The sequence below is a fragment of the Aegicerativicinus sediminis genome, assembly GCF_015476115.1.
Classification (GTDB): domain Bacteria; phylum Bacteroidota; class Bacteroidia; order Flavobacteriales; family Flavobacteriaceae; genus Aegicerativicinus; species Aegicerativicinus sediminis.
Genome location: NZ_CP064295.1, coordinates 910,854 through 936,746, shown reverse-complemented (window position 1 = coordinate 936,746; position 25,893 = coordinate 910,854). Strand labels below are relative to the sequence as shown.

General features: G+C 36.0%; 23 protein-coding genes. 13 read left to right on the top strand and 10 right to left on the bottom strand.

Annotated elements, in window-relative coordinates; translation table 11 throughout:
- Positions 1-2: 2 nt before the first annotated feature.
- Positions 3-1,214, bottom strand: a complete 1,212-nt coding sequence (gene hflX, locus ISU00_RS04145; protein WP_228852781.1) for a GTPase HflX — start codon at positions 1,212-1,214, stop codon at positions 3-5.
- Positions 1,215-1,310: 96 nt separating this feature from the next.
- On the opposite strand from hflX, the gene ISU00_RS04140 reads away from it, so the two are divergent.
- Positions 1,311-2,285 carry an endonuclease/exonuclease/phosphatase family protein gene (locus tag ISU00_RS04140; RefSeq protein ID WP_228852780.1) on the top strand — a complete coding sequence of 325 codons (975 nt, stop codon included), beginning with the start codon at positions 1,311-1,313 and terminating at the stop codon, positions 2,283-2,285.
- A 401-nt stretch (positions 2,286-2,686) separates the two neighbouring features.
- Here ISU00_RS04140 and ISU00_RS04135 read toward each other — a convergent pair whose 3' ends face one another.
- Both ISU00_RS04135 and ISU00_RS04130 read right to left on the bottom strand, forming a co-directional pair.
- Positions 2,687-4,087, bottom strand: a complete 1,401-nt coding sequence (locus ISU00_RS04135; RefSeq protein ID WP_228852779.1) for a DUF5689 domain-containing protein — start codon at positions 4,085-4,087, stop codon at positions 2,687-2,689.
- Between the two features lie 16 nt (positions 4,088-4,103).
- Positions 4,104-6,953: a carboxypeptidase-like regulatory domain-containing protein gene (locus ISU00_RS04130; RefSeq protein ID WP_228852778.1), complete on the bottom strand. Its 2,850-nt coding sequence runs from the start codon at positions 6,951-6,953 to the stop codon at positions 4,104-4,106.
- Positions 6,954-7,104: 151 nt separating this feature from the next.
- Here ISU00_RS04130 and ISU00_RS04125 point away from each other — a divergent pair, with 151 nt between their 5' ends.
- Complete coding sequence (locus tag ISU00_RS04125) at positions 7,105-8,157, top strand: endonuclease/exonuclease/phosphatase family protein (RefSeq protein ID WP_228852777.1); 1,053 nt, start codon at positions 7,105-7,107, stop codon at positions 8,155-8,157.
- A gap of 4 nt (positions 8,158-8,161) precedes the next feature.
- Here the strand turns inward: ISU00_RS04125 and ISU00_RS04120 are convergent, their stop codons facing one another.
- From ISU00_RS04120 to ISU00_RS04110, 3 genes are read right to left on the bottom strand one after another with little or no spacing between them, the layout of a single operon-like run.
- Positions 8,162-8,344 carry a hypothetical protein gene (locus ISU00_RS04120; protein ID WP_228852776.1) on the bottom strand — a complete coding sequence of 61 codons (183 nt, stop codon included), beginning with the start codon at positions 8,342-8,344 and terminating at the stop codon, positions 8,162-8,164.
- A gap of 50 nt (positions 8,345-8,394) precedes the next feature.
- Positions 8,395-8,835, bottom strand: a complete 441-nt coding sequence (locus ISU00_RS04115) for a hypothetical protein (protein ID WP_228852775.1) — start codon at positions 8,833-8,835, stop codon at positions 8,395-8,397.
- 48 nt (positions 8,836-8,883) lie between these two features.
- Positions 8,884-9,198, bottom strand: coding sequence for an antibiotic biosynthesis monooxygenase family protein (locus tag ISU00_RS04110; RefSeq protein ID WP_228852774.1), 315 nt, complete (start codon positions 9,196-9,198; stop codon positions 8,884-8,886).
- A gap of 85 nt (positions 9,199-9,283) precedes the next feature.
- On the opposite strand from ISU00_RS04110, the gene ISU00_RS04105 reads away from it, so the two are divergent.
- Positions 9,284-11,161, top strand: a complete 1,878-nt coding sequence (locus ISU00_RS04105) for a T9SS type B sorting domain-containing protein (protein WP_228852773.1) — start codon at positions 9,284-9,286, stop codon at positions 11,159-11,161.
- Here the strand turns inward: ISU00_RS04105 and ISU00_RS04100 are convergent.
- On the bottom strand, positions 11,158-12,237 hold the full coding sequence (locus ISU00_RS04100) for an isoaspartyl peptidase/L-asparaginase family protein (RefSeq protein ID WP_228852772.1): 1,080 nt from the start codon (positions 12,235-12,237) through the stop codon (positions 11,158-11,160). The two genes, ISU00_RS04105 and ISU00_RS04100, sit on opposite strands and share 4 nt — an antisense overlap.
- A 117-nt stretch (positions 12,238-12,354) precedes the next feature.
- On the opposite strand from ISU00_RS04100, the gene amaB reads away from it, so the two are divergent.
- A complete protein-coding gene (gene amaB, locus ISU00_RS04095) occupies positions 12,355-13,908 on the top strand; it encodes an L-piperidine-6-carboxylate dehydrogenase (RefSeq protein ID WP_228852771.1) in 1,554 nt (517 codons plus the stop codon).
- Positions 13,909-14,126: 218 nt separating this feature from the next.
- Here amaB and ISU00_RS04090 read toward each other — a convergent pair whose 3' ends face one another.
- Genes ISU00_RS04090 through ISU00_RS04080 form a run of 3 tightly spaced genes read right to left on the bottom strand, consistent with a single transcriptional unit; the run spans position 14,127 to position 16,922 of the window.
- The gene (locus ISU00_RS04090) at positions 14,127-15,260 is read right to left on the bottom strand and encodes an ATP-binding protein (RefSeq protein ID WP_228852770.1); all 1,134 of its coding nucleotides are present in this window, start codon (positions 15,258-15,260) and stop codon (positions 14,127-14,129) included.
- 22 nt (positions 15,261-15,282) lie between these two features.
- Positions 15,283-16,035 (bottom strand): SDR family NAD(P)-dependent oxidoreductase, encoded by a 753-nt coding sequence (locus ISU00_RS04085; RefSeq protein ID WP_228852769.1) that lies wholly within the window; start codon positions 16,033-16,035, stop codon positions 15,283-15,285.
- A 23-nt stretch (positions 16,036-16,058) separates the two neighbouring features.
- Positions 16,059-16,922 carry an aldo/keto reductase gene (locus ISU00_RS04080; RefSeq protein ID WP_228852768.1) on the bottom strand — a complete coding sequence of 288 codons (864 nt, stop codon included), beginning with the start codon at positions 16,920-16,922 and terminating at the stop codon, positions 16,059-16,061.
- A 109-nt stretch (positions 16,923-17,031) separates the two neighbouring features.
- Here ISU00_RS04080 and ISU00_RS04075 point away from each other — a divergent pair, with 109 nt between their 5' ends.
- The 9 genes from ISU00_RS04075 (at position 17,032) to ISU00_RS04035 (ending at position 25,875) form a co-directional block, all read left to right on the top strand.
- A complete protein-coding gene (locus tag ISU00_RS04075) occupies positions 17,032-17,598 on the top strand; it encodes a DUF4382 domain-containing protein (protein ID WP_228852767.1) in 567 nt (188 codons plus the stop codon).
- A 231-nt stretch (positions 17,599-17,829) separates the two neighbouring features.
- Positions 17,830-18,651: a DUF4382 domain-containing protein gene (locus ISU00_RS04070; protein WP_228852766.1), complete on the top strand. Its 822-nt coding sequence runs from the start codon at positions 17,830-17,832 to the stop codon at positions 18,649-18,651.
- A 150-nt stretch (positions 18,652-18,801) separates the two neighbouring features.
- A complete protein-coding gene (locus ISU00_RS04065; protein WP_228852765.1) occupies positions 18,802-19,806 on the top strand; it encodes an AAA family ATPase in 1,005 nt (334 codons plus the stop codon).
- A 61-nt stretch (positions 19,807-19,867) separates the two neighbouring features.
- Positions 19,868-20,734 carry a DUF58 domain-containing protein gene (locus ISU00_RS04060; protein WP_228852764.1) on the top strand — a complete coding sequence of 289 codons (867 nt, stop codon included), beginning with the start codon at positions 19,868-19,870 and terminating at the stop codon, positions 20,732-20,734.
- A gap of 2 nt (positions 20,735-20,736) precedes the next feature.
- Complete coding sequence (locus tag ISU00_RS04055; protein ID WP_228852763.1) at positions 20,737-22,353, top strand: BatD family protein; 1,617 nt, start codon at positions 20,737-20,739, stop codon at positions 22,351-22,353.
- Between the two features lie 3 nt (positions 22,354-22,356).
- Positions 22,357-23,361, top strand: coding sequence for a vWA domain-containing protein (locus tag ISU00_RS04050; RefSeq protein ID WP_228852762.1), 1,005 nt, complete (start codon positions 22,357-22,359; stop codon positions 23,359-23,361).
- Positions 23,362-23,889, top strand: coding sequence for a flavodoxin family protein (locus ISU00_RS04045; protein ID WP_228852761.1), 528 nt, complete (start codon positions 23,362-23,364; stop codon positions 23,887-23,889).
- A 3-nt stretch (positions 23,890-23,892) separates the two neighbouring features.
- Entirely contained in the window at positions 23,893-24,939 is a 1,047-nt protein-coding gene (locus ISU00_RS04040) for a vWA domain-containing protein (RefSeq protein ID WP_228852760.1), read from the top strand.
- Between the two features lie 45 nt (positions 24,940-24,984).
- Positions 24,985-25,875: a tetratricopeptide repeat protein gene (locus tag ISU00_RS04035; RefSeq protein WP_228852759.1), complete on the top strand. Its 891-nt coding sequence runs from the start codon at positions 24,985-24,987 to the stop codon at positions 25,873-25,875.
- Positions 25,876-25,893: the final 18 nt, after the last annotated feature.

Sequence of the window (25,893 nt, the reverse complement as noted above, 5' to 3'; positions counted from 1 at the left end):
CCTTATTCTAATTCCTCAATATCGGGGTAAAGAAAATTGTTATAAGGAAAACGGGTAACATGGATGTCACGAACCTCTTTATAAACACGGTTCCGGAAGGCATCCATGTTTTCTTTGTTTAAGGCGGAAATAAACAGTGCCTTGTTCCCAACTTTATGCATCCAAGTTTTCTGCCACTCTTCCAAACTGAAGTGGGCTGTTGTACGCTCAGACATGAGATCTTCCTCGTCAAAATCTTGGGGCTTATAGGCATCGATTTTATTAAAAACCATGATGGTTGGCTTGTCGTCACAACCAATCTCTGCCAAGATATTATTAACAGATTCTATATGTTCTTCAAAATTTGAATGGGAAATATCCACAACATGAAGCAGTAAATCGGCCTCTCTAACCTCGTCAAGTGTACTTTTAAAACTTTCTACCAATTGTGTAGGCAATTTTCTAATAAAACCAACGGTATCACTTACCAAGAATGGAAGGTTATGAATAACAACCTTTCTAACGGTTGTGTCTAAAGTTGCAAACAATTTATTTTCAGCGAAAACATCACTTTTACTGATCACATTCATTAAGGTAGACTTCCCAACGTTTGTGTAACCCACCAATGCAACTCTAACCAAGCTACCGCGGTTTCCGCGTTGAACTGCCATTTGTTTGTCTATGGTTTTAATTTTTGCCTTTAATAGAGCAATTTTATCACGAACTATCCGACGGTCGGTTTCTATTTCAGTTTCACCGGGACCACGCATGCCGATACCACCCTTTTGCCTTTCAAGGTGCGTCCACATACCTTTTAATCGGGGAAGTAAATATTCGCATTGAGCCAATTCTACTTGGGTTCTTGCATAACTAGTTTGTGCTCTTTGAGCAAAAATGTCTAAAATAAGATTGGTTCTATCGAGAATTTTACAATTTAAGATTCTGCTTATGTTTCTTTCTTGGGCAGGAGAAAGTTCATCATCGAATATTACCGTGGTAACGTCATTTTCATGTATATAATCCTTAACCTCATCTAACTTTCCGCTTCCTATAAAAGTTTTTGGGTTCGGCATCTCAACCTTTTGCGTAAATCGTTTCAATACTTCACCGCCAGCAGTATAGGTTAAGAATTCCAATTCATCTAAATATTCCTTAACTTTTTCCTCATCTTGATTTTGAGTTACAAGTCCTACCAAAACCGCCTTTTCCAACGAAATATCCTTTTCTTCAATCATGATTTTAAATAATAGGCAAAGGTACATAAATGCCTATAGTTGAAATTAGTATTTTTAGAATCTTAAGTGTTCCAAACCTAAATTCTCTTAAAATACGTGAGTAGAATTCATACCATTGCTTTTTATAACCTAGAAAATTTTTTTGATACAGAAAATGATCCCTTTTCGAATGACAGTGACTACCTTCCAGATTCTGATAAACGGTGGACTGCAAAGCGATACGAACGAAAAGTCTATAAAATGGGCAACGCAATTTCAGTTATTGGACCCGAACAGTTTCCATTTCCACCCACCATATTAGGAGTGGCGGAAATTGAGAATCAACGGGTATTAGAAGATCTATTGAAAGCCAAAGACCTTTTATCTATTCCATATAATTATGTTCATTATGATTCTTATGACGAACGAGGAATTGACACCGCCCTTATCTATGACACCCGTTTTTTTGAGGTGAGTTCTTCAGAAATTTTTTCGGTATTAATAGAGGATGAAGATGGTATAAGAGATTTTACTCGTGACATCCTTTTGGTAAGTGGGAAACTTGAAGGTGAAGAAATTCATATTATTGTTAATCATTGGCCATCTAAGAGGGAGGGTGATATAGAATCTGAATATAAGAGGATGGCAGCGGCCGACAAGTTGCTATTTGTTATTCAGAAACTGCAATTAACCTATTCCAATCCAAAGGTTGTCGTGATGGGAGATTTTAATGATAATCCCGATGGCTTGCCAATAAAACATTTGAGAAAGCAATCAGGGTTTTTTAATGCCCTCGAAATGCATTGGGCCAGAGGTAGAGGTAGCGTTACCCATGATTTTAAATGGAATGTTTATGACCAAATATTCATTAGCCAAAATTTCTTTGATAAGAATGAAGGTCAATTTTATTTTCACGGTTCGGATATTTTCGACCCCAAATTTTTAACTCAATATAATGGAAGGTACAAGGGTCATCCATTTAGAACCTATGCCGGAAAGCGATTTTTAGGAGGATTTAGCGATCACTTCCCCGTATTTATTCAATTGAAAAGAAAACTACAAAGCTTGGTAGAGGATAGCGGCCAAGATTAAGCTTCCGATAGGCAAGAAAATTAATGCCAAAAGCCCATAAGAATTTTGTTTGGTATGCTTGGATTTGGTATTTAATATTTTCCGCTTTTTACCGGAATATTGCACCCAGTTTTTTAAAAAAATAATTAGGCACGAAACAAAATAGAAAAGCCATAAATCTGTGCCGGAGGGTAGGTTAACGTGCATTTTAGACAAGAACACGGCAAAAAACATCCCTAAAACCAATAAAATACAGCACTCTGTTAAGGCAATATAAATAATAGCCATTTTATTGGCATTTCTTCCATAGATGGTTTTAAAATGTTCAAATGCGGCATAAAATAGGTTGTGGAACATAAACAGACTTTACCGCAAAGGTAAAAAAGGCTTAATTGGATACCATGTTTAGTTCAATAAATGTATTATTTTCCTCTAACTTCAATATTGTCTATATGATAGCGAGTGGTGCCACTTGGATCTGATCCCTGATACCTAATTGCAATGAATAATTGATTTGAATTGAAGCAGGATAAATTGATTGGTCCTACATCGATAAATTCACCAAATGAGGTTGCTGGACCTGAAGGGATAAGGGCATCCGCTAAATTATGCCAAGTAGAATTTTCAACTGTTCCATCAAAATCATTTGAGATGAGAACACTCATAATTTTACCATTATCATAACTGCTCTGAATTTGCAAGTTTAATTGAAACTCCTCAACATCACTTAGATCAATAGGAGGACTAACCAACCAGTTATCAATATTAGCATCTGAGGAATTATAACCGGTAATTTGTACATATGTATTTCCGCTGAACCTTGCCAAGGTGTATTTGGTGTTGGAGGGAATCAAGCTAATGTTAGACCAACCAGCATTAATTAATTGGGTAATGTTGTTAAAACGGTCAAAAATCTCGGAAAATATGAGATCGCTATTATTGCCTAGATCATCACAATCTATATTTGATGAAAGTGGAATATTAACGGGGTCGCATCTTTCAGTAGTATTAAAATTAATGTCTTCTGGAGTGTTTAGGTAAATTGTATAGAAGTCATCGTAAAAATCTCTTGTTAGTATGCCATCAACTGTCCCTTTTCCTGAAGGAAGTTTCAATGATTTAAAATTTGAAAAGGTACTCGTGCTAAGAATTGTGGCAGAATTTGTTAAACAGCTTTCTAGAACCCTTTCACCATCAAATTGATCTCCGTCTTCGGAGGCAAATGATTTAGGATTTTCTTCTGAAATTTCAAATCGGTTGAATTGTACGTTGCTAAGTCTCACAAATGTATTTTCAAACTCTTCTGAAAATTGGGTGATATTCAGGTCTTTGGGAGTAATGTTTGCAATGGTAGGAGTGCGAAGAATGTAATTGTCTAATTCTGAAAATGAAATTCTTGCGATGCCATTGTTTTCTGATTTCCCGAGTTTAACCACTCCATTTTCAAGACCAACATACAGCCCTTGTAATTTTACATATACTTTACGGCCAATATCAAAATATGTGTATAAGGGATTTAAATCAATTTCAATAACAATTCCACATGTCGGGTTCTCCGGTTTATCTTGTAGAATTAACTGTTTAAAAAAGTTTCCTCCCGCATCACTAGAAATGACATAACCTTCCATATACATTTCTGATTGTATTTGAGTTATCGCCATATTCTGAAAATAAAGACCCTTTACAGCATCTATGTCAGTAATTTTAGATTGTGGGATATTAGGGTCTTCAAATTCGGTATTCGGTATTTCAAAATCATCATTAACTATACAGCCTTGAAGGACTAATGATAAAAAAAGGAATGTTAATTTGGTGAGATTCATTGGAAGCATAGGTTTATTAATAACGTAAATTGAGGCTTAGATAAAATGTGGTGCCATAGCCATAAAAATATTTGGGTCCGAATACCGGACCAGACTTTCGATTTTTTTCTTCAAGAAGTGTGGTGTATTTAGCGATACGTGATTGTTCGAATCCTCCAGTTTTATAAAATTGGTTAAAAACATTACTCAGGACTCCAAAAAATCCTAAATAATAATCGTTTATGCGCCATGACTTTCCACCAACAATATTGCAAAGAAAGAAATCATTAAATTTTTCTTGCTTCAACAACTGTTTTGCCATATTGGGGTCGAAATTTAATATGGGTTGCCCATCATAGTCTCTTGTAAAATTCTCAGACCTTGTTAGGTAACTTACATCGATATATTGATGTGAATAAAAGTTTACGGTAGTTCCCAACCACCAAAATGCAGGATCGTTATATTCTAGACCAATTTGCGCAACTCTTTCAGGTCCAGTTGCCGTATGAAGATTCTTAAGATTTACTTTTCCATTGCCAAATTTTAAATTGCTTGAGAATTTGTCGCTCCTTAAATAAAGGTTTGGGTTGTCTATATAAATTGAACTGCCAAAGGATAGTGCTGACTTTAGTTTTAAGGAAGAGGTTAATTCATAAACTCCTCCTATTTCAAGTCCAATTCTTCGTATATCAATTTCTGTAACTGCTTCTTGAACGTTAACATCGCCTGCGCCCAAACCTAGACTTGCCAAATCTTCGGTGTAGTAATAGCTAATGTCAACAGAATTCAAAGATTCTGAATAGTTGCCGGTTAACCGACCGTTAAATCTTTCGCTTCGATAAATGTAGTTAGTGACTAAGCTAGCATTAATCTCATTTTTTAAGTTAGAAACGGTATAATTATTTTGTCTAGGATTCAAAAATGAATGAGAAAGTGTTGGAGCATTTGATGAGAAGAATGTATGTAGTTCTATAATTTGTTTGCCAGAAATTCGGTAGGTACCTCCCGTCTTGAAACCTATGTTTAAGAAATGAAGTGTATTGCTTTTCCCATAGGAATCATTTCCAGGATAATGACCATTTTCAAATAGACCATTTCGCTCAAAAGCTGTACTGACAATGGAGGATCCGATATATCCATCCAAGTTATTTCGGGTGAATTGAAATTGGCTAAATAATTCCATTTCGGTGGCAGAAAGTTTAAAGTTATACTTGTAAAGATCATTTTCTCCAACCAGTCGATTTGGATTTTTTAAATCACTTTGGGCTAAAGTTTCAATTGTTGATCCTTCAATTCCTGTCTCATCGGCGAAAACATCAATGTCTAAAAACGGATTTCCTCCTAAAAGATCTTTAATACGTGAATAATTATGACTGTTCAATTTTTTTAAATACAAACCTCCATTAACCTTACTTGTAGTGTTGATTTGATATTCGATTAGGGTATTTACGTTAATTAATTTATCGTCATTCCGTTCTTCCTGAAGAACATACACCGCATTTTTGCCTGACTCCCTGAGTAACCTATTAGATTGGTATAAATGATACCAATTGATTTGTCCATTTTCCTTTAACTCTTTTTGGGCCATAAATGCCATTTCGTAATCGTAAGAGGACGGATAGGCTCCTCCGTTTCTCAGAAAATAACTAGGTAATTTTTGATAATAAGTAGGATCAGGATTACGGGAACCTCCAAAATAAGACGTTTGGTTTTCATGAGTTATTTGCCATGTGCCGCTATTGTCGATTCTAGTGTTTGCAATATGGCCAAATTGGTAGGAGAGGTTCGAGTTTATCTTAATTTTTGAATTTGGATCCCAATAGTGGCTCAGTATAAAAAATGGCTCCGCAATTTCCCGTATTCTCGAATTAACTGGATTTCCATTTAATTCTCCCCAATAAGGATTATAGTTAGTGCCCTTTATGTTAAATACTTCTTCAGTTAAAGGTGCAGATTTTCCACGGATGTTTTCAGAATATATCCCAATCAAATTTATACTATGGTTATCATTTATTTTCTTTTCAACCGCAGCGAAAAAAGAAATGGATTTGTAGGGGGTGCCTTCTACAAATCCTTCTTTTCCATACCTTCCGGATGCAGCAATTGAAAAGGACCAATCGTTATTAATTATACCAGAATTGTAGTTGGTCATAATACGTCCTTGGTATGTGCGATTCGAGGATGCTAATGAAACTCTTCCACCTGACCGGTATTTTGAGGCCCTCATGTTAATATTGTTGGTTCCCCCTATATTTCCTAAACTGTAAGGATTTGGGGTAGACCCAATAAAAAATTCTTGGTTTCTTTGAACATCATTTAGTCCGCCCCAATTTGCCCAAAGGGGTCGACCATTCTGAAATTTATTCATCTCTATTCCATTAATTAGAATTTTTGAGAAGGATGGATCTAGCCCTCTTGGATTAAAAAAGACTGAGCTAAAATCATAGGCTACGGCTTTAAGAAATACATCTTTAGTTGCCTGTAAAAGGCCAGAATTATTACCAACAAATGCACTTTCATTGCTTAACTCGTCATCGGTAAGTGAAATAATAAATTCCTGTGAGATTGAAGCCGCATCGACGTCCATAGTAAGGCCCCTCAAATCTATTGTAGAATCTGCCAGAATTGTAATTGGAAAGCGCTTAGTAATATAACCGCCCTTGTCCATTCTTATTAAATACTCTCCAATCGGAATTTCCGCAATTAATGAAAAATCCCCGTTAGAACTTGTTTCAGTTTTTACTGTTGTATTTTCTATCCATATAATAACATTTGAAAGTGGTTCCAAGGTCCCGGCATCGACTACATTTCCTTTTATGAATTGTTGTGGAAAAGACAATAAACTTATCAAGAAAATGATGGGGTAGTAGAAATTATACCGTAGCATTTGGCGGAGTAGGCTGTTTCATAGATTCAATTTTTAGGGCTATAAATTTGTCTGGGAGGACTAAAAATGATCAACATAAATGTAAAACAAATAATGCATTCATTTATTTTTGATTGCTGATTTTCAGTGCTCTAAAGATGAAATTATTAATATGATTGGGAAACTCCTTTATTCATTATCACTTTTTATTTTTTTGGGTGTTAGTATTCATGCCCAAACATCTAATAAAATTAAAATCCATACAGTCGCATTTTACAATTTAGAAAACCTATTTGATACGATAAACGATCCTTTGACCTTTGACGAATCAAGCCCAATTATGGAGCTGAAAACCAACAAGGAAAAAGTCTATTGGGAAAAAATAAAAAATATGGCTGAAGCTATTTCCCAAATAGGAAAAGGTATAAATCCAAATCCTCCCTCATTAATTGGGGTCTGTGAAGTTGAGAATAAAAAAGTTTTAGAAGATTTGATATCAAGTCCTACATTGAAAAAATTTAATTATAATATTGTTCATTTCGATTCAAAGGATCCAAGAGGAATTGATGTTGCGCTGTTATATCGCCAATCTGTATTTGTCCCAAAATCAGTTAAGCCTTATGAGGTAAAATTGATGAATGAATCTACTGGAAAAAGAGAGTATACGAGGGATCAATTATGGATAAGCGGCCTCTTAGATGATGATTTGATTTTTTTAAATATAAATCATTGGCCTTCAAGACGAGGTGGAGAAATTGTAAGTCAAACAAAACGTTCAATTGCGGCCCAACTTACCAAACGTATTTCCGATTCACTATTTGGAGCGGACCCCTATTCAAAAATTATTATTATGGGGGATTTCAACGATAATCCAACCGATTATGGGGTTTCAAAGGTTTTAGGAGCGAAATTTTACGAAGAGGAGGTGAAGTTAAAATCCCTTTTCAATGTATTTGGAAATCAATATTTGAACGGAAATGGTACTCACGCGTATTTAGATAGTTGGGGAATGTTTGATCAAATTATCTTAAGCGCGCCTTGGTTGGACAAGACCACTTCAGGCTATCGCTACTTTAAAGGAGGTATATTTAATCCAACTTTTTTGGTGACCAATGAAGGTAAATATAGGGGTTATCCTTTCCGTAGTTTTGGCGACGAGGGGTTTACAGGTGGGTACAGCGACCATTTTCCTGTATTTATATATGTAATTAAAGAAGCTGACTAACTGCTTATAAACAATTAGTCTTTTTATGCTTATTAAGCTGTTTTGCCATGAGGCTATTGGTGATAGCTGCTGCCATTATTAACCCACCAAAATAGTATTCGTAATAAGGGCTGTCTTTAAATAGATAGGCGGAGACCAAAATTAGGGTCGCCCATATAATGGCATTAATAAGAATAAGTTTTTTCATAACAATTGGTAGCAAGTCTTAATAGTTTGTTACAACTCAGCTTTAAAAAATTAAGCTAACCAAACATCCCAAGGAATTTTAGCAAGAACTAGGATAAAAGCGATGGTATAAAAAATGGCCAATAATTTAAATTTAGGCCGGGAGGTTAATTTCTTTTTGTGTTTAGAATAGCCAATTGTAATTAAAACCACGGCAATAATCATTGTAAGTGGATGCTCTACGATGTTTGAGCGCAAAGTTGAATTCTTCATTACTTCACCCATACCTGTCTCTGAAATCACGGAAAAATAATCGGCCGAAAAATATAGAACAAGCCCTATCAATAACTGAATATGTGAGACAATTAGGGTAAAAAGGGAAATCCTAAAATCAAACGCTTTAAATTCTTTGTTTCCAGCAAATTTTATAAGTGCATTTAAGGTTGATATCAATAACACAACAAAGACCAAATAGGCCCAATAAGAGTGGAGGAATTTTACAGTATCAAACATAGTTCTGAGGTTGATTTGTCGTAAAAATAGTAAATATTGAGAAGGTAATTAGGTCAAATTTCCAAAACTGTAATGACGCTCAATTTTGCAGATCTTTAGATCGTACCAAGCATACCATTTTTCTTTTCCTAAAGATTGAGCTTCTTGATGCTCTAGGTTAGCCTTCCAAAGTTTTATGGCTTCTAAGCTTTTCCAATAACTAACCGTTATGCCAAGGTCATTTCTGGCAGAATCTATTCCCAAAAATCCAGGTTGCATTGTGGCTAATTTTTCCATTCTTTCTGCCATTTCATTATAGCCAAGGTGAGGCTCTTTTAATTTTGAAGTGAAAATAACAGCATAGCAATCAGAAAACGGAGACATCAGGTTATTTTTAAGAGTGCACATAAATGTAATTCATTCTCATTTATCAGCTTCCAAAACAGTAAATAAATGTATTTTTAAGGTTGTGAAATTTTCAGGCTATACATACCCTTTCATTATACCATTACTGCTGTTTTTGCTGCATTCACATTTTGGACTAGCGCAGCTTGGTTTTTGTCCGGGAAATTCTGGTGATCCTATATTCTTTGAAGATTTTGGTACAGGCACTGCCAATGGCCCTCCTTTGGGATCTGATATAACTAGTTATCGATTTGATGAAATTCAACCAAATGATGGGGAGTATACCATTAGTGCCAACACCCAATATTTTGGTTGGCACGATACCGATGACCATACCCCTGGAGATGTTAATGGCCGAAGTTTAATTGTGAATGCCGATTATACGGCCGGTGAATTTTATAGAAGTACCGTCACAGGTTTATGTGAAAATACCTCTTACGAATTTTCCTCTTGGCTACTCAACTTGTCATCCCCAAATGAATGTGGAGGTTCTACAATTCCTATAAATGTAAGGTTTGAAATTTGGGATGATACTGATACAATTTTATTAGCCAGAGGAGATACTGGATCGATTTCCTCATCATCTACACCAAATTGGCAACAGTATGCTTTGGTTTTTCAAACTGAGCTTGCACAAACCGCTGTAATCCTTAAAATGATAAATAATGGAAATGGCGGATGCGGCAATGATTTGGCTATAGACGACATAACATTTAAGTCGTGTGGCGATTTAGTTATTGTTGAGGATAATGAAGGATATGAAGAAAGGAGCTATTGTGAAATTGAGCTTCCCACAACAGTAACTTTAGAGGCTATTCCAGATTTCTCGGTGTATGAAGACCATTATTACCAATGGCAAATAAGTTATGATGGAGTTAGTTTTAGTAATATAGCAAATGAAATTGATAACACCCTTGCAGTCACTGTTGATAATACTGCATACTATCGGGCTGTAATTTCTGAGGATCCCATTAATCTAAATGATCCAGATTGTGTATCCTTTTCCGACGTCTTTAAAGTAACCGTTTACAATATTCCTTCTCCACCAAATTCCCTGGGCAATGTAGAAATTTGTGAGGATGGATCAGGAAATTTACAAGTGTCAGTGCCAAGTGAAGTTTCCGTCAACTGGTACGATGCCGCAATAGGAGGAAACCTTCTTCAAGAGAATAGTCCAAACTACAGTCCAACTAATTCTGGAATTTATTATGCCGAAGCCTATATTGATGGTATAACATGCATTAGTAGTGACAGGACGCCCATAACTTATACCATCCGAGAGCGCCCGGATCTATTTAACGAGGAAGGGGGTTTGTGTAGTGGAGAAACGATGATGTTATCAGCAGATTTCCCTAATGCTACTTACCAATGGAATACAGGGGCAACTACCGAATCGATTGAAATATCTAATGGAGGTAGCTATTCAGTTATTGTTACAAACATCTATGGCTGCGATTCCACCAAGTATTTTGAGATTGAGGAAATTCCCTCCCCTCTTATCGAGACTATAACTTCCGATGGACCTGCAATTGTTGTGGAAATGGCAACAAATGGGGATTTTGAATATTCTTTGAATGGTTTCAACTACCAATTATTTAATCGCTTTAATGAGGCTGCAGGAGGTCTTTATACAATTTATGTACGTGAATTAAATGGATGCGGAATTGATACGATGCAACATCACCATTTTGTAATTCCTAAGTTTTTCACACCAAATAATGATGGTAGAAACGATAGCTTTAACCTAAGAGGGATTGAATATTTTCAGTCATCCTCAGTACAATTGTTCGACCGCTATGGGAATTTAATAAAAACTGCTCGAAATGGTCCTTTCGTTTGGGATGGCACAAAGGACAGTAGAGAGTTGCCATCTTCAGATTATTGGTACATTATTATAATTGAGGGGCAAGAAATTAAGGGACACGTTTCCCTTAGGCGTTAGTTTTCATCCTTGTATATTTCTATAACTAATTTGCCTTGGTCATCCATGCTTGCTCTATACATGCCTTCCGTATTGAATTCCATAGCTATATTCCCATCTTTATCCACTCCAACGATTCCGCCATCACCTCCTAACCCAGCAACTTTTTCGTGGATTACTGTATGTGCTGCATCCTTTAAAGACATTCCTTTGTATTCCATCAAAGCAGAAATGTCATGGGCCACCATGGAGCGAATGAAATATTCACCCCAACCGGTGCTAGAAATTGCGCATGTTGCATTATTGGCATAGGTGCCAGCGCCAATTATTGGAGCATCCCCTATTCGCCCCCAACGTTTATTCGTCATCCCTCCTGTTGAAGTGCCAGCGGCTAAGTTGCCATTTTTATCTAATGCTGCACATCCCACGGTACCATATTTAAACCTCTTCAAATCAGGCTCTAAGGATGTATGTTTATCGTTATGGTCAAGTTGTGTTTTTTCAGATTCAATAATCCGTTGCAAAGCATCAAAACGAGATTGTGTAAAGAAATACGAAGGATCAACAATTTCTAATCCTTGTTCAGAGGCAAATTCTTCTGCACCCTCACCACTTAACATTACATGTGGCGAATTATCCATTACTGCACGTGCCAGGTCAATCGGGTTTTTAACAGTGGTTGTACCTGCTGAGGCTCCGGCATTCAAGGTTTTGCCATCCATTATTGAGGCATCTAATTCATTTTTGCCCTCATGGGTAAACACAGCCCCTTTTCCCGCATTGAATAAAGGCGAATTTTCCATGACATTGATGGTTTTAGTGACAGCATCTAAACTACTGCCTCCATTTTTTAAAATATCGTATCCGGTTCTAATAGCTTCCTCCAGAGTTTCTCGATAAGCTTTTTCCCTTTCATCGGTCATATTTTTTTTCAAAATAGTGCCTGCACCACCGTGAATTACAATCGCAAAATCCCTTTTAACATTTTCCGAAATTGAATCTTTTGGGGATTCATAATCGATTGTTGATTGAGTAGTTTTGTTTTCGCAAGCCAATAATCCAAAAATGATTAAAGAATAAAGCAATAATTGTTTCATAGTAAACTTATTTATTTGGTGTAGGTTGTTTTAATTGCATTCGACAAAGAAAATAGCCCCATGCTAAATTACGTATCTTTGTAGTTAGATATTTCAAACTTAAAATAAAAACAGTATATGCAAGTTGCAACACTCGATTTCGGAATTGAAAAGGTGTTAAAAACCTTAGGGATAGAAGAGATCAACCAAGGATCTTCAACCGGCAAAAAATGGTTTTCTAGTGGAGAAAGTATTTCTAGTTTTTCTCCAGTCGATGGGGAGTTGATTGCCAAGGTGAAGACGACAACCAAAGAAGATTATGAGAAAGTTATTTTAAGCGCACAGGAGGCTTTTAAATCTTGGCGACTAATGCCTGCTCCAAAACGCGGAGAAATCGTTAGGCAGTTTGGTGATAAATTAAGGGAGTTGAAAGAACCTCTCGGCAAACTTGTGTCTTATGAAATGGGTAAGAGTTACCAAGAAGGTCTGGGTGAGGTGCAAGAGATGATTGATATTTGTGATTTTGCAGTTGGATTATCTCGCCAATTACATGGTTTTACTATGCACAGCGAACGTCCGGGTCACAGAATGTATGAACAATACCACCCTTTAGGAATAGTTGGTATTATTTCTGCATTTAATTTTCCAGTGGCTGTTTGGTCTTGGAATACGGCATTGGCATGGATTTGTGGTGATGTTTGTGTCTGGAAACCTAGTGAAAAAACACCTTTGTGCGGTATCGCTTGTCAAAAGATTGCAGCAGAGGTTTTTGAAGCCAATGGATTACCTGAAGGTATTTCTTGCTTAATAATTGGGGATTATAAGGTAGGTGAATTGATGACCACAGATAAGCGAGTTCCATTAGTGTCAGCAACTGGTTCAACAAGAATGGGTAAAATTGTCGCCAAGACTGTTGGGGAACGTTTGGGTCGGTCTTTGTTAGAGTTAGGCGGTAATAATGCTATAATTGTTACTCCAGATGCAGATATTAAAATGACCATTATTGGTGCTGTATTTGGTGCAGTTGGCACGGCGGGTCAACGTTGTACATCAACGAGAAGATTGATTATTCACGAATCCATTTATGATAAAGTGAAAAATGCATTAGTAGATGCATATAAACAATTGAAAATAGGTAATCCATTAGACCAGAAAAACCATGTTGGACCTTTGATTGATAGAGATGCCGTTTCAATGTATACCCATGCATTGGAAAAAGTAGTTGAAGAGGGAGGAAATGTGCTGGTTGAAGGAGGCGTGTTAAATGGGGAAGGTTTCGAAAGTGGTTGTTATGTAAAACCAGCCATAGCTGAAGCTAAACCAAATTTTGAGATAGTTCAGCACGAAACGTTTGCCCCTATTTTATACCTATTAAAATATAGCGGTGATATCAATGCGGCAATTGAAATTCAAAATGGGGTTGTGCAAGGATTGTCATCTGCAATTATGACCAATAATTTGAGAGAAGCTGAATCATTTTTATCGCATGCTGGAAGCGACTGTGGAATAGCAAATGTAAATATTGGAACCTCAGGTGCTGAGATTGGCGGTGCATTCGGCGGTGAAAAAGAAACTGGTGGTGGGCGTGAGTCTGGTAGCGATGCTTGGAAAGTTTATATGAGACGGCAAACCAACACAATTAATTATACGGCAGATTTACCTTTGGCTCAAGGAATTAAATTTGATTTATAAATTCATATTCGAACACGAAAGAAAAGCTGTTTCGGCGGCTTTTTTTATTGTAGAGGTGTAAAAAACAAAACCCTGTTCCAATTTAACAGAGTCAAATTTTTCCAGGGCTTTTTGTAATTGATTAATAGCAGCACAAAAATGATAAAAAATATTACCCCAAAAAGAAAAAAACTACAAGTGGTAAAAAAATCTGTATAAACGGTAAGGTTAGTTTCTTTTTAACTGTATTTCACCTTTCTTAATATCCTTACGGCATCCTTATATCTATCGTAAAACTCTTTGCCATAGGGAATTAAGTATAATTTTGACTCGTGTAACCTGTCTAGGGCATCTCCAAAATCATTCAAATAACAAATTAAATAAGTACCGGGAAGGTTCTTAAGATCCTCTAGTTCATGGGGGTTAAGCTCTGTTTTTTTCTTTATTTTGTTTAAAAGTATATTGTTAGAGTTAAACACATGAAAGAGTGATTTTTTGTCAAATTGAGGTGGCTGAAATACCAAGGTTGTTTCTATTTGGTAACTAGCGTTGTTTGAAAATTTGATGTTAGTTTCTTCCAAAGGGTAATACTTGGAGCTATTATGAAGCTTGAGATTAACATACTCTAAGATTTGAAAATTATCATCGTCATAATTTATAGCTACTTCATCTAAGTTTGAATAAAAGAGCCGAACTTGTTCATTAACCAATTCAATATCTACTCTTGAGTAAAATACCTCGTCTTTAACCGGCTTTTTTTGTCCGGCCCAACATAGAACGAAGTATTCCTTAAATACCAAATATTTAGGGTTATAGTCGTTTCGTTTGTCCATAAAATCAAAAACACCATCTAAAGTATATTGAATGTTGTTTTGGGCATGTCTTTCGATTGCAGCTACAATTTCAGAATTGTCATCTTTTAATTCTATATCAAAAACCTTGGGAACACTCATGCTACCATCCCTAAAAAACACATAGCCCCCGTAGTATTTCCAAATATTTTTTCGCAGAGAGGTAATTTTATTATTTGGCCGAATGGTTACGAGGCCAACAACCTTATCATCCGGCAGATGTGGAAAGGGAATATTTTCATATTGAACAATGGGAGGATTGTTGAGATACGCATTAATAAGGTTCTGTATTTTGCTATCATCAAAAAAATCGACTCCTACAATTTTATTATCCGTGTCTTCCACTCCTATAACTATATAAGAGTTGTTTTTCGGATTGCTATTGGAAAGTGCACAAATATGTTTTAGGAATTTAGCTTTACCCTCCTTCTGACTGATATCTATTTTTCGCTTTTTGTCATAAAAACTATTCTCGTCGTTATGGGCGAGTAGGTTTTTAATGAGGAGGCGCTTGTTAATCATGGTAGGTTTAGTGAAAAATAAATTAGGTTTTATTAATTGTTGTAGAATTGGCCTGTGCGGTTGGGAAAATGAGCATATCTGCAATGGTAACATGAGGTGGCCTTGAAACCGTGAAATAAATTATTTCTGCTATATCTTCAGCTTGAAGCGCTTTATATCCCTTATAAACATCATTTGCTTTATCGTCCCCCTTAAACCTAACTTTTGAAAATTCAGTTTCAACCAATCCAGGACATATTGAGGATACCCTAATACCAAAAGGATTTAAATCTATTCGCATTCCTACGGTTATGGCTAATACGGCATGTTTGCTAGCACAATAAACATTCCCTTTAGGATAAACCTCTTTGCCTGCAGATGAACCTATATTAATAATGTGTCCTTCCTTTCGCTCAACCATGTCTGGGATAATCGCCTTGCTTAGATATAATAGACCTTTAACATTAATATCCATCATTGCGTCCCAATCATCAATTGATCCTTCATGTATAGGGTCCAATCCGTGGGCGTTACCTGCATTATTAATTAAAATGTCAATTGGTTTAAATTCATCCGGAATAGATTCCATAGCCTTAAAAGTTGCCTCTTTGTCCCTTACATCAAAATTTAACTGAAAAACATCTGTATCCTTTTCAAGGGCTTCGCAAATGGCTTCTAAACGTTCTTTACGCCTGCCGCATATAATCAGCTTTATTCCATGTTTGGCAAATTCATGTGCGGTTGCGCGACCTATTCCACTTGTAGCTCCAGTAATTAAGGCAACTTTTCCTTTCATTATTTAATTTATTATTTAGAATGTTATGGTACATCATGACCTTGACTGGCAACCCAAATTTTAAACCAGTCCTGTAGGTCTATATGAATATTTTCGCTTTCTATGGCCTTGGTTATTCTTTCTTTGTTCGTTGTGCCGATTACTGGATGGACGCCCGAAGGATGTTTCATTATCCAGGCAAGCAATAATTGGTCTGGGTCTGCATTGTATTTATCGCTTAGGGAAATTAATACTTTAGAAATTCTTTCTGTCTGCTCCGAAGGTTCTTTGAAATAAGTGCCCAATGGCGCCCAGGCCATAGGTGTGATATCTTTAGAAAACATATAATCTAATGTGCCATTCATCATTGCTTCAAATTTTGTGGCACTGAATTCAATTTGGTTGACTGAAATATCTGTGGCTGTACTTAAAAGAGACATTTGGGAAACCGTAAAATTTGATACACCAAAATCTTTAATCTTTCCCTCGTCTTTCAAATGGTTTATTGCCAAACCTATTTCATAAGGATTCATTAGTGGAGATGGTCTATGTATAAGCAGGAGATCTAGATAGTCCGTTTTTAAATTTTTCAAACTGTTGTTAACAGACCATATTATATACTCCTTGCTATATTCATAATGGTTAATATTGTTTTTTCTGGTTGGAGCAATTAGCTGAATTCCGCATTTTGATACCAATTGGATTGCCGACCTATCGATTCCTGATTCCTTAAGGGCATCTCCAAATTCAGCTTCTGTAGAATACCCTCCATATATGTCTGCATGATCAAATGTAGTGATACCTTTCGATGTACAATAATCGATTAAATCTGCCATTCGTCTGATGTCCAATGACTTACCCCACACCCCCCAGCTCATGGCTCCTGATATAATTTTGGAAAATTTCACGTCTAATTTTTACAGTTTATACTGATTTTTTTGCAATTCATATATAAAAATACTCAAAAGAACATACAATTCTTAGTATTGTCCCAGTTAATCAATTACCCCAAATAAAATGAATAACTTAACCAAACTTCGACTTGTAATTTTACTTTCAATAGTAACTTTCTTTTTTAATTGTTCAGACTCTGTAGAGACCTTACCTCCTCAAGAATCAACTAATATTTCTGTTACCTTAGAAAGTTCATTGGCTTCTTACGATGCTTTAAATGTAGAAATTTCTGATGTGTTAGTTAAAACTAAAGATAATGGTGCCGCCCCAGATTGTTGGATAAGTTTACATGCTAATGGTTTAGGAAATATTAACCTTTTGGAATTAACAAATGGTTCTAATTTAATGATTGTAAATAATCTACCTGTTAAGACAAGTGAGATTTATGAGGTTCGTTTGGTATTAGGGAATAATAATACTGTGATTATAGATGGGCAATCATACTCAGTTAGTGCTCCAGAAAATCACCAAGAGGGATTATCTGTACCTAGCATTCATTTATTACAAGGCGGTAACAACTATACAATTAACTTAAAAGTGAATATAGATAACGCTGTCGTTGAAAATAGTGTAAACAATTATAAATATTTGAACCCTACGATGGAGGTTCAGTTATTTTCTTCTAACTAAGAAGAAGTGGGCTAAGACAAATTTTACCTTACTTATTATGGCGTTGCCTGTCCACTATTGGATAGGCTTCGTTTTTTTAAGAGTTAAAATTTTATTAAAAATTTAGAAGGTGATGATTCTATCTTAGTGATTTTCAGATTAAACGTTGTCCTTTATTGAAAGAGTACATATTTTTTCCATCTATTAAAAGAATATGGCCGTATATAATAACGAACCCAAAAATTATAATTTATGAATTTACTGAAAACTTTAATGCTAAGTTGTATTGCTGTTGTGGCGATATTTTTTACATCCTGCAGTGATAATGATAGCAACGGTGGTGCCGAAGCTACCTCAAGAATTTCTGTTAGATTAATGGATGCGCCTGGTGATTATGATGCCATAAACATTGAGGTGGTTGATGTGATGGTAAGATATGGGGACACCGAGGCTCCAGAATCTGATGATGAAGGATGGGTAAGTCTAAATCCACAGAATACAGGTGTTTATGATTTGTTGGAATTGGTAGCAGGAAACGATTTGTTGTTAGTGGATGATTATGAAGTGCCTGCTGGTTATATTGAGCAAATACGTTTAGTGCTAGGTGACGATAATGAAATTTTTATCGATAATGTTCGCCATGATCTAAAGACCCCAAGTGCGCAACAATCTGGATTAAAGATAAAAGTGGACCAAGAAATGCAAGCGGGTTATTATTATACCTTTTTGCTTGACTTTGATGCCGACAAGTCTATCGTAATGGCCGGAGGTTCTGACAATATTATCCTTAAGCCTGTTATGAGAGCTTCTATTGAAGCATATACAGGTGTAATTGCTGGACAAATAGATCCCGCAATTCCTGCTGAGGTTTCTGCTGTTAGTGATGGTGATCCAATCGTAACTTATACAAATGATGAAGGTTATTTTATGATTTACGGAGCAACACCTGGAAATTATACAATTACCATAACTCCTGAGGAAGGATCTGGCTATTTGCCAGCTATTATTGAAAATGTAGCTGTGGAGTTAGAACAGACAACTCAAATGGAGATAGTCACCTTAGAGTTAGAATAACTATTACAAACATAACACTTCGTGAAAGGGCATTCCCACTAGGGTTTGCCCTTTTTAACATTTAACCTTACCTTAACAGCATATCAGTGATTATTTTAACAATTTGCGAAGCCAAAATATAAGTATAACTATTCTTAATTTTTAATTCTAATGATTCAAGACAGTAGCACGGTTGATATAGGAGCCATTAATGAAAAGATAGAACGGGAAAGCGCTTTTGTAGACCTATTGAATCTAGAAATCAATAAGGTAATTGTTGGTCAAAAGCATATGGTTGAACGCCTTTTAATTGGATTGTTAGGTCAAGGCCATATTTTGTTGGAAGGTGTTCCGGGGCTAGCTAAAACATTAGCAATTAATACGCTTTCTCAAGCAATTAATGCAAAATTCAGCAGAATTCAGTTTACTCCAGATTTGCTGCCTGCAGATGTAATAGGAACCTTGATTTACAATATTAGGGAAAATGATTTCAGTGTAAAGAAGGGACCGATATTTGCAAATTTTGTTTTGGCTGATGAAATTAACAGAGCTCCAGCCAAAGTGCAATCTGCATTGCTAGAGGCCATGCAAGAAAAGCAAGTAACTATTGGGGATGAAACTTTTAAGTTGGAAAGACCATTTTTGGTAATGGCAACCCAAAACCCTGTGGAACAAGAAGGTACCTATCCCTTGCCAGAAGCGCAAGTAGATAGATTTATGTTGAAAACGGTAATTGACTATCCGAGAATAGAAGATGAACAGTTAATAATAAGAGCCAATCTTAAGGATGGGTTTGAAAAAGTTAATCCTGTTATCACAATTGACCAAATATTGCGAGCTCAGCAAGCGGTTAGGGATGTTTACATGGATGAAAAAATCGAGAAGTATATTTTAGATTTAGTTTTCGCCACTAGATACCCTGAAAAATACAGATTGCCAGATATTAAGCCACTTATATCTTTTGGTGCTTCGCCAAGGGGAAGTATCAATCTTGCATTAGCTTCAAAATGTTATGCCTTTATAAAAAGAAGGGGTTATGTTATACCAGAAGATGTTAGAGCGGTCGTTCATGATGTTTTAAGGCATAGAATAGGAATAACCTACGAGGCGGAAGCTGAGAATGTTACTTCAGTTGATATTATTAATAAAATAGTTAACGAAGTAGAAGTGCCGTAGATGATTAGATAGAAACCAACGATTCAACTACTAATCGAAAACATTCTTTCTAATAATTGAAATGGATACTAAGGAGCTTCTAAAAAAAGTAAGGAAAATAGAGATTAAGACAAGACGCTTGTCTGATCATATTTTTGGAGGAGAATACCATTCTACCTTTAAGGGGCGCGGTATGACTTTTTCTGAAGTTAGGCAATATCAATTTGGGGATGATGTACGCAGTATAGATTGGAATGTTACCGCCCGATATAATGAGCCATTCGTAAAAGTTTTTGAGGAGGAAAGGGAATTAACCATGATGCTTTTGGTTGATATCTCTGGTTCCGAATTTTTCGGTACCCAGCAACAATTCAAAAATGAAGTCGTAACTGAAATTGCTGCTACTCTAGCATTTTCCGCTACCCAAAATAATGATAAAATTGGTTTAATTCTTTTTACAGACCAAATTGAACTTTATATACCGCCAAAAAAAGGTAGATCCCATGTACTTCGCATTATCAGGGAGCTTATAGAATTCTCTCCTGAACATTCCGGTACTAATGTCAATGAAGCACTGCGTTTTCTATCTAGTGTAATGAAAAAGAGAGCAATTGTATTCATGCTATCAGATTTTATGGATTCCGATTACGAGAAAACTTTGAAAATTGCTAGCAAAAAGCATGATTTAACTGGCATTAGGGTCTATGACCGGCATGAAAAATCGTTACCTAATTTAGGAATGGTTCAAATGAAAGACGAGGAATCAGGGGAAATGATGTTGGTTAATACTGCCTCTAAAAAGGTAAGGCGTGGATATGAAAATTTTTACAACGATAGGGTAAAGGAATTTAATGAAACTTTCACCAAAGCAGGCGCTGGAGTCATTAATTGTCGTTTAGACCAGAGTTATGTGAGAAAATTGTTGGGATATTTTAAACGAAGAGGCTAAAAATGGAGATCAGATTAATTTCACATAACGTTATTCTTAGCATTGCATTTCTTGTCTTTAACTACAGCTTAGCACAGGTCAACTCTAGTATTGATTCAACCACCATTAAAATTGGCGGTGAAATAAAGTATACCATCCAAGTGGAGACGGACTCTACTGACTTAGTTGTGTTTCCAGAAGGTCAAACTTTTAACCCGCTTGAGGTAATCGATTCCTACGATATCGATACCTTGAGAAGGAATGAAAAGTACAATCTTATTAAGACATATGGCCTTACCCAGTTCGACTCTGGATATTACACCATCCCACAACAAAAAATATTAATAGGAGACAAAGAATTTTTAACAGATAGTGTTCGGGTTGAGGTCCGAGATATAGTTGTTGATACCACCAAACAAGGTTTATACGATATTAAACCCCTAATAGAGGTTAAAAAATCTAGTTTTAATTGGTGGAAATGGCCTCTTATTATTCTTTTGTTTTTGGCTTTTGTTGGAGCCGTAGTTTATTGGTTTGTTTGGAGAAAAAAACCATTAACTGAAGAAGAAAAAATAGCCTTACTTTCTCCTTACGAGAGGGCAAAGCTTACTCTTAAAAATTTAGATGAGAATCATTATTTGGAAAACCGTGAGTATAAGGAATATTATTCTGAACTCACTTTTGCCATAAGAAGGTATTTAGATGAACAAGTATATGACCATGCACTTGAGAGCACTACAGATCAGTTAATAGAACGTCTCAGGCTATTACGGGATGCCCATAAAATAGAATTAGATTCTGAAACAATTACCAATATTGAGGCGATTTTACGTAGAGCCGACTTGGTTAAATTTGCAAAATCTTCACCAGATATTGAATTGGCTAAGAAAGACAGAGACATTATCGATTTAGAAATAGACCACGTTAAAGAAGCCATTCCTGAGCCAACCGAGGAAGAAAAATTACAAGATGAACAATACAGGGAAGAGCGCCGAAAAAGAAAGAAACGAGAAAAAATTGTTATTTCTGTTGCCCTTGTTTTAATGTTGACGACCATAACAATCATCGGTTTTACAATCAAATATGGATTTACTGCAGTTAAGGATACAATCTTGGGTAACAATAGTAAAGAATTGTTGGAAGGTGATTGGGTTTCTAGTGCATACGGCGCCCCACCTATTTATATAGATACACCGGAGGTCTTAACCAGAGAAGAGGCTAATACAGTTAACCCAGATCAACAGCTAGACCAAACGGCATTTTCTTATGGTACATTATTCAGCCCTATCTACATTACCCTAAATACCACAAAAGTTCCTCAAATGGGTAAGCAAGGAATTGATATTAATCAGGTAACTGAAGGGATATTGGGATATTTCGAACAGAATGGTGTACAAAACATTATTACAAAAACGGATAAGTATACTACGCCAAATTCAATTGAAGGTTATAAGATTTTCGGGACCGCTGATTTTCCAACAATGTCACCTGGAAATACAGTACCAAGCAATTATGCCATTTTCGTTTTTAGCGCAGAGAAGGTTGCTCAACAAATCGTTTTAGTTTGGAGACAAGGCGATTCCTATGGAGATGAAATTATGAATCGTGTAATAAATTCTATCGAACTTAAAAAAACCTGAAAAATGATTGATGGTATAGAATTTATGAATAAAGAATTTTTTTGGTTGTTTTTGCTAATACCTTTTGCAATTGCATGGTATGTATATACTTATAGGAGAAGTTCGGCAGAATTGAAAATCTCAAGCCTAAAAGGATTTAAAGTAACTAATTCTTGGCTTCCTAAATTGAAACATCTTCTTTTTGCTTTGCGGATGATTGCTTTAGCTCTATTAGTAACCGCTTTAGCAAGACCCAGAACAGTCGATGTTTCAACCAGAACAAAAACTACTCGGGGTATTGATATTGTTATGGCTATAGATGTCTCTGCAAGTATGCTAGCCAAAGACTTAAAACCAAATCGTCTTGAAGCATTAAAACAAGTGGCTTCACAATTTATTAAAGAACGGCCAAACGATCGAATAGGATTGGTAGAATATGCTGGTGAAAGTTTTACCCGTACACCGATAACTAGTGATAAGTCAATTGTTCTACGTTCATTAAGGGAAATTCAGTATAATACAGTAATTGAAGGCGGAACGGCAATTGGTATGGGACTTGCAACAGCGGTAAACCGATTAAAAGATAGTAAGGCAATAAGTAAAGTGATTATATTATTGACGGACGGTGTGAATAATAGTGGCTTCATAGACCCCAAAATAGCAAGTGAGTTAGCAGTCGAATACGGAATTAAGACCTATACTATTGGTATAGGAACTAATGGCATGGCTCTATCACCTGTCGGCATTTTGGCTGATAATTCCTTTCAATATGGTCGGGTACAAGTGGAAATTGATGAGGTGCTATTGCAAGAAATTGCAGATATGACAGGTGGACGATATTTCCGAGCTACCGACAACCAAAAACTAGCCGAAATTTATGAAGAAATTAACAAGTTAGAAAAAACTGATATAGAGGAATTTAAGTACTATAATTACGAAGAAAAATTTCGTCCTTTAGCAATTTTGGCTGGAATTTTATTGTTGATAGAACTTGTCGGACGGTATACAATATTTAGAAGTTTTGTATAAATGCAGGGTAAAGGTGTAATCATATTAGGGAGTTCACGTGGAGATGGAAATACCTCCGCGGTAGCAAGATATTATGCTGAAAAAGTAGGGTATGATTTATTGGATTTAGGCAATTTGAATATTGGCCATTACGATTATAATTTTAAAAACATACATGATGATTTTAACCCAACCTTTAAAAAACTGGTTACAAATTATGATGTAATGGTTTTTGCGACTCCAGTTTACTGGTATACCATGAGTGGTGTACTTAAGGTTTTCTTTGATAGAATTTCAGATTTTTTGACGAATGAAAAAGATTGGGGACGAAAACTAAGAGGAAAAACTATGGCTGTACTTAGTTGTGGGTCTGATGATGAACCCATCGAAGGGTTTATCATTCCATTTGAAAAAAGTGCAGATTATTTAGGTATGAACTTTGCAGGCTACCAGCACACATGGTTAACTCGTGGAGAAATAGATTTGAAAGCAAAGGAAAAGATGGGCCTATTGCAATCACAAATAGAATTGGTAAAAACTGAAAGTTAGATTATGTCTAATTTATTTCAACTTGAAGAAAAAATATGGTTTTGGGCTCTTTGGATTATTCCATTAGTTGTGCTGTTGTTTTTATTGGTGCAATATTGGAGGAGGAGAACTCAACGGAAATTTGCCGACAAGGAATTATTGAAAAGGCTTAGCCCGGAACGTTCGCTCTTTAAGTCTGTGCTTAAACTTATAGTGATATGCTTAGCCTTTTTGAGTTTAATAATAGCTTTGGTTAATCCCAAAATAGGAACAAAACTTGAAACTGTAAAACGGGAAGGAGTTGATATTGTTTTTGCTGTAGATGTTTCAAAAAGCATGCTTGCCGAGGATATAGCGCCAAATCGTCTAGAAAAGGCGAAGCAATTGGTAACGCAGATTATTAATAATCTCACCAGTGATCGGGTAGGAATTATTGCATATGCTGGTAAAGCGTTTCCCCAGCTGCCCATAACAACTGATTATGCTTCTGCAAAAATGTTTTTGCAAAGTATGAATACAGATATGTTATCTTCCCAAGGAACCGCTATTAATGAAGCGATTGATTTGGCAAAAACATATTACGATGACCAAGATCAAACCAATCGAGTGTTAGTAATTATTTCAGACGGTGAAGACCATAGCGATATTGCGGCCAATGCGGCTGAAGATGCAGCTGATGAAGGCATAAGAATTTTTACAATTGGGGTTGGTGATGGTAAGGGTGCCCCAATTCCACTAAAGGAAAATGGCATAACTAAGAATTATAAAAAGGATCAGAACGGGGAAACCGTAATTACCAAGTTAGATGAATCTACCTTGCGGTCTATCGCATCAGAAGGCAATGGAGAATATATATTGGGTAATAATACAGCTGATGTTATTGAGCAGATGAAAGACATCCTTAATAACATGGATAAAACCGAATTTGAATCAAAACAATTTTCAGACTTTAAAGATCAATTTCAATGGTTTATTGGGCTAGCCATATTTTTTATTTTCATTGATGTTTTCTTGCTTGAGCGCAAGACCGCTTGGTTAAAACGACTTAATTTATTTAACGAAAACTTATGAGAACTGAATTTTTAATTTTATTAATATTCAGTGCCATTTAGTAGAATGAAAGAGGATATTATGGGAAACTGGTTGAATAATAATAAGCTGAACAAACTTTTTTTGCTGGCCTTTATTGCTTTAGTTAATATAAGCTTTAGCCAAACTGAAGATGAACTGGAAGCATTGGAAAAAGCTTCTAAAAACTCCAATGATTTAGTTTTTGAAGGAAATCAATTGTTGGGTAAAGATGATTTCGTTTCAGCTGAAAAAGAATATAGAAAGGCAATTTCTGAACACTCTTCCAATTTGGCTGGTGCTTATAATTTAGGCAACAGCTATTACAATAAGGGCAAATTTGATGAAGCCCTTTTTAGGCAACAACAGGCATTAGATTTGGCTTCAACAAAGGAAGAAAAACATAAAGCATTTCACAATATCGGTAATATTTTAATGCAGAATAAGCAATGTAAGGAAGCTGTTGAAGCTTATAAAAATGCATTAAGGAATAACCCTTCCGATGATGAGACTCGCTACAATTTTGCTCTTGCCAAAGAATGTGCAAAACAGCAACAGGATCAGCAGAACGATCAAAACGACCAGGATCAAGATAAGGATAAGGAGGATCAGCAAAAAGATGATCAAAATAAGGATAACCAAGATCAGCAAGATCAACAAGACAATCAGGATCAGCAGGATAAGGGAGACCCCAAGGATGATCAAGGAGATCAAAAAGATCAAGATCAAGGTGACCAAGATCAAAATCAAGATCAACAAAATAAAGGTGATCAAGAAAAAGAACAGCCTCAACAACCCAAACCTCAACCTGGTCAGCTTTCGCCTCAACAAATTAAAAGTTTATTAGAGGCAATGAATAACCAAGAACAAAAGGTTCAAGAAAAGATGAATGCTGAAAAGCAAAAAGGAGTTCGTGTTAGGACTGAAAAAGATTGGTAACAAAGTATCTATTGAAGT